This window comes from Bacillus sp. 22-7, assembly GCF_010628845.1.
GTDB lineage: Bacteria > Bacillota > Bacilli > Bacillales > Cytobacillaceae > Cytobacillus > Cytobacillus firmus_B.
Genome location: NZ_NJQY01000002.1, coordinates 67443 through 81304, shown reverse-complemented (window position 1 = coordinate 81304; position 13862 = coordinate 67443). Strand labels below are relative to the sequence as shown.

Here is a 13862-nt window from a genome sequence, read left to right as displayed (position 1 = left end):
TTTATCTATTTTGTTGAGGACAGCTCACTTTCTGTTACCCATTTATGATTTTTCACTTCTTTGCCGTCGGTTGTCGTAGTAAAGTCAACCATATAAACAGTTGTTTGTTCAGCTGAGTCAATCTCTGCCGCTGCACCATCCATGCCTTCCATATGGTCTGCATTTACAGTAACTTCTTCTCCAGGTTCAAGCGGTTCATCTCCAGCTCCTTCTAACTCCTCATGTATCACCCATTTATGGCCTTCCACTCTTTCTCCCCCGGTTGTTGGGGTATATGAGATCGTATAAACAGTAGTATTATATGCACCTGCAATAGTTGCTTCAGCGCCCTTCATACCCGGCATATGATCAGATTCAATAATTGCTTTGCTTCCAACTTCATAAGTTGGTGAAGCAGCTTCTTCCAAACCTTCAGGAACTTCACCCGATCCTGACATATCCATATTGCTATGATCCATGCCTTCCATATTACCTTGGGTCTCTTCCGTGTTCTCAGTCTCGTTGCTTTCATTATTTTCCGTATTTTCTTCATTTGCATTTGAACAGGCTCCTAATAGTAATAAAAGAGCTGTAAGCAATACAAATAAGATTGATTTCCTTAAATCTTTTTTAAACATGCACATATCTCCTCCTAAAGCAATTTATATTATCATACCTATAAAATGTGCAGAAATTATGATGTATGCACTTTAACCAAATTCATGCTTTAAATGTATTCCCCGCTGATTAAATTTTATCTCTCGCTGGCTTTTCAATTTATTTGCTTTAGACTTAAAGTATAGTATCCTTTTAGAAAGATCTATCCATACAATTCCCATTTTCATTTCCTGTTATATTAAAAAGGGGTGAAGAAATTGTGCTTTTCTCATAATCTACTAGAAATGGAAGCCCTAAAACTATGTGAGGAGATTAGGGAACAATCTATTTATAAACTAAAAGGTATAACTGCTGGTGGTGAATGCATTATTGTTAAAGGAGGGAGCTCTATACAAGACAATCTAAATTTAAACCCCGGTGCCTCCTTACCTTTGATTGCAAAGGTCATGCTTGAAGATTCTGATGGACGGTGTTTTTCGGTTAAAACAGATGAAGCAGGGCTTCAGTTTGCTAAAGGCCTTATTACTTATAAAGAATATGTTCGTCTTCAGTCTAAAGAAAGAAGAAAGTTAACTATTGTTTTTATAGCTTCAGCGGGCGTGTTTGTTTTATTGGGCTGGTCTTTAATAAAGTTTTTGCTTTAATTGACTAAACAAGGAGTGGAGTACTCCTTGTTTCTTTTTTCTGCTGTTTATTGTTTCCTCATACGCTTTAAAATCTTGACAATGTGGACCATGACATTGAAATAAAACATATAGCGGTCACGAAATCTAAAACCAATCACCGCTAATCATGGCACTGCCCAGGCTGACTTCCACCTTCATGCATCTGGAAAAAGTGAAGCGGCGCTAACTTTTACATCCGGTGTATATGATTTTTACTGTTCTACACCTGGATATAAAGAAAATGGCATGATAGGCACTATTACAGTCGATTAAAGAAGTCCCATCCCTCATTATTTTGCAGGGATGGTTTTTTTAACAAAATATTATCATAAGGTGACCTGATATCGATGATGATGATGATAATGATATTACTCATATTTTCGAATTGTCGTTAACTAAAAACTCCAATATGTAATAGTATCAAGTACTCCAATTATCAGCATTATGATACCAGTTACTTTTTGCACAATAGCCCCCATTCTTCGCCCCTTTTTCATTAATCTACCTCCCAGCTCCAGGTACCATATAAGAAATACAGCAATAATTAAAGGCAAAGAAGTTCCTATTGCAAATATAGGAGGCATTATCATCCCATAATTTACTGAGATAGCCATTGGCATCAGTGTGATGAAGAATAATACAAACATGGTCGGACAAAAACCAAGGCTAAAACTCACTCCCATTAAGAATGCTCCCAAGCTGCCTTCCTTTTGAAACCCTTTAATAATTCCCCCAAGGGAAATTGTTTTACTGAATTTGATGAATCCAAGGAAAAATAATCCTATCAATATAAACATGGGACCAATAATTCTTCTAATCCAAGGAAAATAAACCGTCATAATAGTCTTTACTTCACTTCCGAAGATCCACACCAAAAAACCAAAAGATGAAAAGACAGCTATTTTCCCTAGTGTGAAGAACACCACTTCTTTCCAGGCAACATTCATTTGGAAAGATTTATTTCCATACAATGTAATTGCGCCCAAATTCCCAGTAAATTGACATGGGGCCAATGCACCGACAAGGCCCAAAATAAAAGCAAAAATTATGGGAATATCCTTGGTGTTCAAAACTATATTAATTAGAGGCTGACTAAGGAAGTTGCTTATTGTACTGAAAAATTCATACATTTTTTATTCCCCTACCTTGTATTCCTTCAAATAATCTGTATGAAAATAATCGGTTTCATTGTTATTAAAAGTTCCTTTTTCATTCATAGCATTTAATTATGAAGATTTTATGAAGGCTGAAAATATTTACAATTACTTTCAAAGAGCAGTTAGAAACAGCTGATTTTTGAACATTTTTCCACTGCTCAAAAATCATCTTCATTTTATTTTGAAAGCAACTGCTAACCATCCCATACAATTTGCGAAATGGCAGTTTATTTAAAATGAGCATAAATAAAGTCTTATATAGTTAATATTACCAGCTTCAATTTCCGTTTACTTCCTCAGCATCCCAGTAATATTCACTGAAAACTTCCGCAAATGCTTCAATAGAATTATCTAGTTCAGTGTTATTATTTTCTACTCCTCCGAACTCAAGCAGCATTGATTGGCTGGAAAGGTCTTGATTATATACTCCATTCCCATCATCTTTTGTTTTTATAAAAACACCTCTGCTAATTCCCGGAAATTCTTCTTCCAGCTTTTTATTTAAATCTTTAGCTAGTGCAAGATTTCTTTCAAAGTTTCTATTTTCCTTTCCGACGATAAAAAATAATCTTGCAAATGGCTCCCCATTTATTGTTGCCGTTGTAAGGTTCTTTGGCTGGGAGTCTCTGTGAATATCAATAAGATAGCTAATTGATGATTTTTGGGCCATTGCCTCTATTACTGTTTCTCTAGAAAGAGCATAGGAATGATTATAATTCCAATGTTTCTTTTTCAATTCCTCTGTAACATTCGAAGTACTATGGTTTGCTCCTATCCCTCGCTTCATTAATTCGACTTTCAGCTTTTTGCCAACCGCTATAATGTTTTTACTTTCATTTAAACTTACAGCTTCATTTGCCGATTTTTTCCCGGACAGTAATGGCAAAAAGGCTTCCCAGCTATGAGAATGATAAATAAATGCCACATCCTTACCAGTATTTGGAACAGGCGAGGATCCCTTGTCTTGTGGAGTATTTGGACTAGCTTGGTCCTTCTCTGCCAGTTCTTTCTCTTTCAAAAGCATCTCCAACGGGGGAGCAGATTCCATTGGCAAAGTAGTGAGGTCTGTTCCGAGTCCTGCAATGGCAATTTCGGTGTTAAAGGCAGAAAAAGCAGGAATTTCTCTCCCAAGAAACGTCCGAATGTCTTCCGGCCAAATATTTGTAAAGGTGAGAAATGCCGTACGGGAGATAGATGGCGTTTCTTCTTCCTTTATAGTTGACTTTAGCGGGCCTATTTCAGTTGACATTAGGCTTAGGAAAAAATTAGCATGCACCTTTTCACTAGTAGCTGTAATAACGGAAGAATTTAATCTTTCTTTTAAATCAAGATAATTTATAAAAAATACAGTACTGAAAATGAATAAAAAAAAGGCAAGATAAATCCAGTGAACTCGTATAAAAAACATGGAAGTATGATTCCTTTCTTTCATTATGTTCCCCCCGTTCTAGTATTCTCCTTGGTAATTTAATATATGATTAAAAATAGATAATAGAATAGATTCTAATTGAACTCTATTAACAGTTATATAGAGCTAATTTTCTTGCAATATTTAACTGCATGAAAAGTGATAGAAAAAAAGAAATCCGCCTAATTCATATTGTTAGGCGGATTTTTGTAAGGATATTGATTCCATTTAACTTATTCTGTAATGCTTATTCCATTCGGCACACCTTTTACTTCAATCGTTTCAATTACTTTATTCTGTTCTTTATCGATGATACTGACCGTATCCTCAAACATATTTGTACATAAGACTTTCTTATTATCTGGACTTGTTACGACTCCATGTGATCCTTTTCCAGTTTTAATTTCAGCTGTTGCTTTATTTGCAGCAAGGTCTATGACTGTAACACTGCTGGAAGGAGCTTCTTCTGTTCCTTGGTTTGCAACATAGGCAAACTGATCATTTTCATCAATATAGACTTATGCGGGACCAGTACAAACAGGAATTTTATCAACCTTCTCAGTAGCCAAATCAACAACTGCAAGAGCATTTTCTCCATTTAATGTAGCAACAAGTGTTTCTCCATCTGAAGTGACACCTGTAGTAACAGGAGCTGCTCCTACTTTTATCCGTTTTTCCTCTTTCATGGAACCAATATTAACAACACTGACTGTATCTTCACCCATGTTTGCAATATAAGCGCTCTTACCGTCTGCTGAGATTCTAAATCCATGTGGCCCTTTTCCTGTATCGACTGTACTAACCACCTCAAAGCTTGCTATATCAATGACTGCAGCCAGCCAGCACCCCTCCTGTCATTAAGATAAATACCCTAACCATGCTTTTTGATTTGCACATAAAGATATGCCTCCTTTTCGTATTTATGGCAATCATAATAACGAAAAATAGTAACCAAAGTGATTCATTTTCACTTTAGCAATCAAACTTTCAAAAAGTCTAACAATCTTTCGAAATCCATAAAATCTCCATATCTGGGATGTAAGATAATTATTTTCAACTCAAATAAAAACCGAATTTTACTCAATGCACTCAATTAAAAATTCCCTGAATTTTTTTCACATCCATAATTTCTGCATTTATTTTTATTATGATTTGTTTTGAATAAATACAGGAGGTTACCGGCATGAAGATTAAACTGCTTGCTATATTCATTTTTTCAATCCTTTTCCTCGCTGCCTGTTCAAATAGCGGTATGAGTGGAATGGACCATGGAAACATGGACATGGAAGAGGAGAATAATTCTGAAGAAAAAGAGAATGACGAGGGGCTGCAGACTACAAACACTACAGAAACACTTACGGGCAATGAAATTAACATTGTTGCTCAAGAAAGCAAACATCAGCTGAATAAGAGTGTAAGCGTTAAGGCCCTAACATTCAATGGCTCTGTCCCAGGTTCCCAAATACGGGTAAAGCAAGGAGAAAAAGTAAAAATCAACCTAAAGAATGAACTTAATGAACCAGTGTCCATTCACTGGCATGGGATTCCAGTTCCCAATGAAATGGATGGCATACCAGGTGTGACACAAAACGCAGTCCAGCCAGGTGAAACCTTCACATATGAATTTTCAGCCGAGGATCCTGGAACATACATGTACCATACCCATCAAAATGCTGTTGAGCAAATGGATAAAGGTCTATACGGTTCATTTATTGTAGAACCAAAAGAGAAGACTTATGATCGTGACTATACCCTTATGCTTGATGAGTGGATGAGCAAGCCTGTAGAAGGTGAATCCTCCATGGTAGGAATGGATCATAGCAACATGGGTTCAGAAGAAGATAATGATAAAGAGTCTGATTCTGAAGAATCAAGTATGAGCGGCATGGATCACAGCAGCATGGAGTCAGAAGGCAACGACAGCATGAATGGTATGGGGGAAATGGGCCATGACATGAGTGCTTACGATATCTTTTCGATAAATGGCAAAAGCGGCGACAGCATTGAGCCCTTAAAGGTAAAACAAGGAGAAAAAGTCAGAATTCGACTTGTCAACGCAGGATTTATGTCACATAAAATCCATCTGCATGGCCATGATTTCAAAGTGGCAGCCATTGATGGGCAAGAACTAAATGAACCAAAGGAAATTAAAGATCAGGTGATTTCAATAGCACCTGGTGAGCGTTATGATATAGAGTTTACAGCAGACAACCCTGGCGAATGGTTTATAGAGTGCCACGGGGACATGGAAGGCACACGTGGAATGAAGACAATGATACAATATGAAAACTCTCCTGGCTCTACTGATAAGTCCAACCAATCCGAAGAGCTTCCAGAATTCACATTTATGAATTATGGCGGTTCTGACAAAGGTGAGTTTTCGCTGGATCAGGAATATGATGTTGACTATAAAATGGATTTAAACACAGCGATGGATGGCAGCGAAATGGCTTATACGATTAACGGCAATACGTTCCCAGAAACTGATAACATTAATGTCAAGGAAGGCGACCTCGTTAAGGTGACACTGACTAATAATTCTATGATGGATGACCACCCTATGCATCTGCACGGCCACTTCTTCCAGGTCATCAGCAGGAATGGGAAACCTGTAGAAGGTTCGCCGATCATGAAAGATACGATTAACTTAAAGCCTGGTGATGAATATGTGGTTGCGTTTAAAGCAGACAATCCTGGCAATTGGCTATTCCATTGTCATGATCTTCACCATGCGACAGCGGGAATGGTGAATATGGTTAAATACGATGGATTTAAACCAAACTTTACTCCTGATCCTAACGCGAATAATAAACCAGAATAATTAGCAAATAGCTAAGTAATTAAAGAAGCGGCCTTGCAAATAGGTCGCTTTTTTAGAAAGATCGGATCTAACCTTTTTGTTAATAAATAGGAGTGGTTTTATTGGGTATAGTCATATTTGGGCTAGTCGCTTTTTTAGCCGGGTTTGGCGTCCTGTTAAAGCTTTCTTGTTTTAGGTTGGTTCGCCATGATGACCTTTATAAATTCAGGGTATCCTGCTATGTAAAAAAACCAATTGAAAGGATGAAAGTAATCTTCCTGGGTCCTCATTCTATAAAATAGCAACTGCTTCCTCTGGCATAATTCATATATTTAGTAATTATTTACGCATGCCGACATCGTTTCCTTTGTTGTCTGCGGATGACACTCAGATTCTGCCTCCGGTGCTTTCTCAAGTGCCATCCATTTTCCTCTTTTGAACTGGATAACTAGCACAATTGCCCGGAATGCAATGTCAGCGCCTATCGCAATCCAAACGCCGGCCAATCCCCAGCCCAGCGCAATAGCCAAAACATAAACAAGAACTGTTCGTACTGCCCACATGCCAAAAGCTGTCAGGTACATAGGGAATTTTGTATTGTTTGCACCTTGGAAAGCTCCTGTTAATACCATAAGGACAGCTAGAAATGGCTGGAAAACTCCCGATATCTTTAGAGCCGTTCCAATATTACCGATTACTTCCTGATCCTTTGTAAAGAAACTTCCTGCCCATTCACCAAGAAAGAACAACATAGCCCCCAGGGCAGTCATTGATGCTAAAGTTAATAAGGTTGTAAGTTTAGCATATCGTCTAGCTTCATCTAGGTTTCCTGCACCGATTTGCTGTCCAACTAGTATTGTGGCTGCTGTTGCAAACCCATAACCAATCATATAAGAAAAGACCTCAATATTTCCTGCGATTTGGTGGGCGGCAAAGGCGTTTGTTCCAAGTGCCACTACAAATCCGAAATAGACGATTTGTCCAGCACGCATCACTAACCTTTCACCCGCGGCTGGTGCTCCAAGCGTCGTCAACTCTTTTAAATGTACTTTGTCCAGCTTCCAATAGTCCTTGCGAAAAGCAAGAACTTTTGATTGATTAAGGTAATATAGGAGTGCCGCGCTGCCAACAACCCGGGAGAATACTGTAGCAAGGGCAGCTCCCGCGATTCCCAGTTCTGGAATAAATAAAAAACCGAATATCAAAACGTAATCTAATGCTGCATTAACAATATTAATAATGATACTGACCTTCATCGGTGTTTTCGTATCTCCTGCTCCTCTCAGGATTGCACTTATGACAAACATTAAGGACATAAAAATCGAAGGAATGCCGACTATTCGAAAATATAGCGACCCTGCCTCTAGAACACTTGATTCAATCCCCATTAATTTTAATAAGGGTTCAGCAAATAATAAAGTTGCTAAACCAGTAATCAAACCAAAGAAAATCGCCAAGACAATAGATTGCTGGGAAATATGCCTTGCTTTTTCCGGTTGTTTCGCTCCAAGAAAGTTGGCAATTCTCACATTGGCTGCTACCCCTATTGCCATGAATAGAGCAAAATAAATGGCGAGAACTGCGTTGGTAACTCCAACTGCGGATACTTCCGCCAAACCTAACTTTGACACAAAATAGGTGTCTACAAAACCAAGGATGGTTTGAAAAAAATTTTCGATTACAGCAGGAATGGCCAGGACTATTATGATTTTTAGCCTTTCTTTATTAGATTGAATATTTTTCAGTTTTACTTCTACTAAATCATCCTTCAACTATTTCTCCTCCATTTCTGAGAAGGCTGTAAATGATAATTACAATTTAATAAAATGGGGCACACCTTATAAGTGTGCCCCATTCTATAATTAGTCTATTAACATTATTTACTTATCCGGAATATTTATATTGAATGGATCATCTTTGTGGTGGGCATGGAGAAACTCTTCCATTTTCCATTCACAATTACGACATGTCCGGCTGATCCAAGATTAGGCTCCAAATCCGTGATTTTACTTCCTTTGTTATCAGCAACAGTAAATGTCATAATATGCTGTTTTAAAACCAAAGCATCGATCTTTAACTCAAATACCAAGTCATCTGCAGCTTTTACTAACTCCTTATCCGGATTAATTAATTCATTTTGTTCCTCGCCCTTAGCAATAAAACCCAACTTGGCATGCTGCTGCCCAGAACCTTCTAGAAGGAAATCGGCAAATATTTTGTCCGCTTTTGGTAAACCGTTTAGGACAGGTTTGATGGTATTATTCCGTATAAACTCCTGGGCTCCAACCTGCTTGGATGGCATGTCTTTATAATGGAACAGTTTTAAATAAAGAAAAAGGATCGAAGCAAACTTCAATTCTTTTTCCTTATTTATCTAATACTTCCTGCTTCAACAATACGATCCCAGTTATTGCCGCCATCAGCAGTATGATATATGTCTCCATTAAAAGAAACAAACGTCAATTCCTGTTCATTTTTTGGGTTTTGAGCAAAATACATAACAGCATCTTCTTTCATTTTAGGCAATGCTATCTCTTCCTCTGTTTCATCAGTAAGAGAAAGCTTTGTCAACTTGGCTGTACCATCGTAAGTGCCATATATTAAGCCCTCGTTTGTAAAAAAGACAGATGTACCCTGTCCGCTTTTCGAGATTCGTTCAAAACTTTCCCCTTTGTTCTTTGACAGGTAAATTCCCTGCTGTCCAGATGCTGCTAAATAATCTGCATTATTAGGATGAACAGATAAACTTAGCAATGTATCTTCCAAACCATTTGCAGCAACTTCCTTCCATGTCTTTGCTTTATCTTCGCTGAGATAAAACTTTCCAGTATCCATAATAGAATTCTCCTGCGGGTTCATTAGGAAAATAACCGAATTTTCATAGCCTGCTCCCATTAAATGAAAATCCGTTTCTCCTTCAAGGGCTTTCTTTTCAAGAGTTTGTCCATTATCGGGACTATACTGAATACCTAAAGGGTTTGGCAGTTTAGAATCATTTCCAGGGTGTCCGCTGGAATAAAACCCGTCTTGTGTCGCATTGAAGCCCATATAATCGTTATTTTCTTTCTTTGTTTTAAACCACTTTCCGTTATCATAAACTTTTAAGCCGTCATGAGCTGCAAAATAGACCTTACCTTGATTTCCAGCATAACCAACTCCGTGAATATGATCTATTTTTCCATCGAAAACTTCAAAAAAGCTATTTGAAGAAATGGATGTTTCTTCTCCCCCATTTTCCTGTTCACCAGTTTGTACTTCCGACTGTCCGGTATCCTTGGTATCTTTTTCTTCAGCCTGTCCGCAGGCTGCAAGGCTAAACGTTAATCCAATTACTGCAAATAAACATATCTTCTTCATAGATTTCACTCCTGCTACCAATATAAGGCCCTTTTAGAATATTACAACCTAAAAAAGCCACCTGGAAAAGTTGTTCAACTTACTCCTTCAAGATTTCTTAAAGACTATAACAAAAATATGCATATAGTGTGCAGAAAACACAGCCAGAAAGACATTCCTATAAAAACCTAAGATTTTTTCTTAATGCAAGGTTTCTTCATATTTTTTTTGTAAAGTAAGTTTAAGGATATTACCAGATGAGGAGCAGCTGAAATGAAAAAGATAATGTTTATTATGAAGATGCTTAACTTTTTAAGATATACTCAATGGATTTAAGCATGGCACAGACGATTATAAAACCAAACCCTTTAATGATAGGGAGATTTTGGCAATAGCAAATGCTCTGTTAAGAAGATCTTCGGCTCATAAACAGATCGGGCTTTCTGTTACTGGATTAATATGGGATGAAAGGAGGAAGATTCCTTGTATATTAAAAAATTATCCAAAAATGGCCAAATCTTACTGCCTGCAGCCCTTAAGAAAAATTTGGGTGTAACGGATGGGGACTTTGTATATATATTTCACGAAGCTCGCCAGCTTGTGATAAGCAGACACCATGAAGATGATCATTTAAATAAGGTGATTTTTAGGAACGGGAGGTTCTCTATCCCTATGGAACTGAGAAACATGCTAAAGATCTCCGCAGCCTCCCAATTAAGGTTAGAAGCTCATTCAGAAAAAGGCTCTATCTCAATTACAAATTTAGATAATATGGAAGATCAAGACCAATTTAGTTATCCTTAAACACTATTAAACTATTTATGCCAATTTGAATTATTGTATTAAGGGAGCCAACCAGCTCCCTTAGTGAATTATTAAACTTAACTTTTTAATGAGCTATTATAGTAGGAATTTTTACGATTATTTTTTGCATGGTATTGTCATCCGCCAAAAGTGAAATTATTATCACAGGCACAGTCCAACTCTTCAGGCCATACATTTCGTATCATTTCCCCATCCTGCTTAACCTCTCAATCGTTCTTGCCAGTAATGCCGTTCGCTTCGGAAACGTTTTCAAATCGATATACTCATCTGTCTCACTATGGGAAAATTCTCCGAGCGGCCCCATGCCATCCACAGTTGGGACTCCTTCAGTGGATGTATACGCTGCATCCGAACCTCCGCCGGTGCTGACTTCCCTTATAGACATTCCAAGTTCTTCCCCTGCAGCCTTTATTTCCTCAATCAATTTGTCCGTTCCCGCCACTTTTTCCATTGGCGGTCTTCCAATTTTACCTGATAAGCTGGTTTCTGTTCCCTGCACTTCCTCCTCCTCTGCAATTTCTGTGATTTTTGCCGTAATCTCCTTTGCCTGTTCCATGTTCTTGACTCGAACATCCACTTGCGCTTCTGCATCTGGGGCGACAGTATTGGAAGAGATGCCGCCGTCAATTAAGCCCACATTGACCGATAAGCCTCTCTCGTAATCATTTAAATCATGAAGTTTCACTACTTTATGTGCCAGTTCATCAATGGCGCTTCGTCCTCTTTCGGGTTCAACCCCTGCATGGGCACTTTTTCCTTTAACATCAAAGATAAATCTGCCAATTCCCTTTCTTTCTGTGACTATGCCGTCATCTGGTCTTCCGGATTCAACGACAAGTGAGAATTTTTTACCTATCGACGCCTCTTTAATAATGGCTTTTGATTTTCGTGAGCCGATTTCTTCATCACTATTAAAAATCAGGTGTACATTTTTATATGCGTCCGATCCTCTTTCCTTAAGAAGTTTCAATGCGTACAACACGGATACATGGCTTGCCTTTTCATCACTCACTCCCGGTCCATAGGCTTTATCCCCAATCATTTTGAATGGGCGCTTTTCTGCTTCACCTTCTGGAAATACAGTATCCATATGGGCAATAATGATGATTTTAGGGTCGCTATCCTTTTCAGCTTTTATCTCAAGATGGTTTCCATACTCTGATTCACGGTGAACAAGAACATCCATATCCAAATCCTCAAATTCCTTTCTCAAAACAGTGCCAACCTTGTCCACTCCTTCTTTATGATAAGAGCCGCTGTCTATATTAACGAGTTCCTCGAGCAAGTTCATCATTTCCGGCATTTTTTCCTCCAAATACGCTTCATATTGATTCAATGAAATCACTCCTATTCAAATAATCACCGGGTTACTCTTCGTTAAATCCAATGGCTGATCCTGGCCTGCTTGAATCAGCAGCTCCATGCAGCATGCCAGTTTTGGGATCCATCAGGATTGCCTGGACATTCCCAATTGGCCTGTCTGTATCATCAAACTGAAATCCCATTTTGCGGAGCTTGTCAATTTCACCTTGGCCAATGCCTTGTTCGGTCCAGACATCAGGTCCTACACTGTTATAAATCCTTGGTTCTTCGATTGCATCTTTTACATCCATTTCAAAGTCGAGTATATGGCTGATAACCTGCGAAACTGAAGCAACAATGGTTGGGCCGCCAGGAGAGCCCAGCGTTAAAACAGGCACTCCATCTTTGAATATTATTGCAGGTACTTTTGCGCTGACCGGCTGTTTATTTGGTGCCAGGCTATTAATATGATCCGGTTCAGGTGTAAAATCGGTCAAATCATTGTTAAGCAAAAATCCGTAACCTGGTACCATGATGCCTGAACCCATAATATGCTCATTGGAAGACGTGCAGGCTGCAATGTTCCCCCACTTGTCCGCAACGGTAAAATGCGTAGTATCTTGTCCAGTTTGATATACCTTTACTTCGCCCTTTGGACGATCGCTGCCCTGGAACTTCCAGGGGTTGCCGCAGTCAATTTCCGGATTTCTCGATTTCCAGTCAATCTTTCTCCGCCGTTCTTCTAAATACTCTTTATGAAGCAGACCTTCAACCGGAATTTCAGAAAAATGAGGATCTCCCATATAAGCCAGCTTATCAGAAAATGCTAATCTCATTGCCTCTGAGAATAAATAATACTTTTCCCAGGAAGATACTCCATACTTGTTAAGTTCAAAACCTTCCAGTATTCCTAATAGCTCCAGCAGGGCAATCCCTCCGCCATTAGGTGGTCCTGGAACGGCAATATCATAGCCTCTGTAGGTTCCCATCACCGGTTCTTCAATTGGAGCCCGATAGTTTTGCAGATCCTCATTCGTCATAATACCGCCCTGCTCTTTAAGCGTCTTGATGATGGCATCTGCAATTTCACCTTCATAAAGCGCTTGTATCCCATTCTTTTGCAGTATTCTAAGAGTCTTTGCCAGGTCTTTGTTTTGTACCCAGTCTCCCTGCACTAACGGAACACCTTCCGGCATAAAAAACTTCTTTGCTTCTTCCCCCATCCTGATATGAAGAATTTCGATGACTTCGTCCCATTGCCAGTTCACCCTAAAGCCTTCTTCAGCCAGTTTAACGGCAGGCTCAATCAGGTCCTCCATCGGCTTTGTCCCAAACCTTTTATGCCCCTCATCCATAGCCTTCATGATACCGGGAATGCCTACTGACTTGGCATCAATGGTCTGCTGAAAGTAAGGAGTAATCTCTCCTTGTTTATTTAAGAACTGATCTTTATCTGCCCCTGAAGGAGTCTGTGAATGGCCGTTGATCACCTTTGTCTTTTTTGATTTCTGATCATAATAGACGATGTATCCGCTTGCCCCAATTCCTGTGTTAAACACTTCTGCCACACTAAGGGCAAATTGAATGGCAACAAGGGCATCCATGGCATTGCCGCCATTCCTTAAGATTGCGGCACCGGCTTCTGTTGCTTCATGTACTGCAGAAGCAGCCATTCCATGAGTGCCAGTCGCCTTCTGCCTCTTGTCCTCAGTGTCATTTTCCATGTGTCTGGTATCTACCCTATCCATTGAATCCCTCCTATAGGTTCCCCT

12 protein-coding genes and 1 pseudogene are annotated in these 13862 nt (G+C 39.0%); 4 read left to right on the top strand and 9 right to left on the bottom strand.

Going from position 1 to position 13862, the window contains the following annotated elements:
- Positions 1-5 precede the first annotated feature (5 nt).
- Positions 6-617, bottom strand: a complete 612-nt coding sequence (locus CE058_RS01110) for a YdhK family protein (protein ID WP_163139725.1) — start codon at positions 615-617, stop codon at positions 6-8.
- Between the two features lie 237 nt (positions 618-854).
- Between CE058_RS01110 and CE058_RS01105 the strand changes: the two genes are divergently transcribed.
- Positions 855-1241 carry a hypothetical protein gene (locus CE058_RS01105; RefSeq protein WP_048008666.1) on the top strand — a complete coding sequence of 129 codons (387 nt, stop codon included), beginning with the start codon at positions 855-857 and terminating at the stop codon, positions 1239-1241.
- A 135-nt stretch (positions 1242-1376) separates the two neighbouring features.
- Complete coding sequence (locus CE058_RS01100) at positions 1377-1535, top strand: plastocyanin/azurin family copper-binding protein (RefSeq protein WP_286167829.1); 159 nt, start codon at positions 1377-1379, stop codon at positions 1533-1535.
- A gap of 122 nt (positions 1536-1657) precedes the next feature.
- Here CE058_RS01100 and CE058_RS01095 read toward each other — a convergent pair whose 3' ends face one another.
- The 3 genes and pseudogenes from CE058_RS01095 to CE058_RS25300 all read right to left on the bottom strand — a co-directional run.
- Positions 1658-2392, bottom strand: coding sequence for an urease accessory protein UreH domain-containing protein (locus tag CE058_RS01095; protein ID WP_163139723.1), 735 nt, complete (start codon positions 2390-2392; stop codon positions 1658-1660).
- Positions 2393-2696: 304 nt separating this feature from the next.
- Positions 2697-3668, bottom strand: coding sequence for a stage II sporulation protein P (gene spoIIP / locus CE058_RS01090; RefSeq protein WP_286167828.1), 972 nt, complete (start codon positions 3666-3668; stop codon positions 2697-2699).
- Between the two features lie 392 nt (positions 3669-4060).
- Positions 4061-4657: pseudogene (locus CE058_RS25300) on the bottom strand (YncE family protein); the annotation flags it as partial.
- 353 nt (positions 4658-5010) lie between these two features.
- On the opposite strand from CE058_RS25300, the gene CE058_RS01080 reads away from it, so the two are divergent.
- Positions 5011-6648, top strand: coding sequence for a multicopper oxidase family protein (locus tag CE058_RS01080; RefSeq protein WP_163139719.1), 1638 nt, complete (start codon positions 5011-5013; stop codon positions 6646-6648).
- 311 nt (positions 6649-6959) lie between these two features.
- On the opposite strand, the gene CE058_RS01070 is transcribed toward CE058_RS01080, so the two are convergent.
- The 3 genes from CE058_RS01070 to CE058_RS01060 all read right to left on the bottom strand — a co-directional run bounded on the left by CE058_RS01070 (position 6960) and on the right by CE058_RS01060 (position 9984).
- Positions 6960-8399, bottom strand: coding sequence for an MATE family efflux transporter (locus tag CE058_RS01070; RefSeq protein WP_163139717.1), 1440 nt, complete (start codon positions 8397-8399; stop codon positions 6960-6962).
- Positions 8400-8524: 125 nt separating this feature from the next.
- Positions 8525-8983, bottom strand: coding sequence for a hypothetical protein (locus CE058_RS01065; protein WP_163139716.1), 459 nt, complete (start codon positions 8981-8983; stop codon positions 8525-8527).
- A 14-nt stretch (positions 8984-8997) separates the two neighbouring features.
- Positions 8998-9984, bottom strand: a complete 987-nt coding sequence (locus CE058_RS01060; protein WP_197249697.1) for a F510_1955 family glycosylhydrolase — start codon at positions 9982-9984, stop codon at positions 8998-9000.
- Between the two features lie 462 nt (positions 9985-10446).
- Here CE058_RS01060 and CE058_RS01055 point away from each other — a divergent pair, with 462 nt between their 5' ends.
- Entirely contained in the window at positions 10447-10767 is a 321-nt protein-coding gene (locus tag CE058_RS01055; protein WP_163139712.1) for an AbrB/MazE/SpoVT family DNA-binding domain-containing protein, read from the top strand.
- 202 nt (positions 10768-10969) lie between these two features.
- Here the strand turns inward: CE058_RS01055 and CE058_RS01050 are convergent, their stop codons facing one another.
- The gene (locus CE058_RS01050) at positions 10970-12124 is read right to left on the bottom strand and encodes a M20 family metallopeptidase (RefSeq protein ID WP_227887615.1); all 1155 of its coding nucleotides are present in this window, start codon (positions 12122-12124) and stop codon (positions 10970-10972) included.
- Positions 12125-12155: 31 nt separating this feature from the next.
- The gene (gene ggt / locus CE058_RS01045; RefSeq protein ID WP_163139710.1) at positions 12156-13838 is read right to left on the bottom strand and encodes a gamma-glutamyltransferase; all 1683 of its coding nucleotides are present in this window, start codon (positions 13836-13838) and stop codon (positions 12156-12158) included.
- Between the last annotated feature and the right edge of the window lie 24 nt (positions 13839-13862).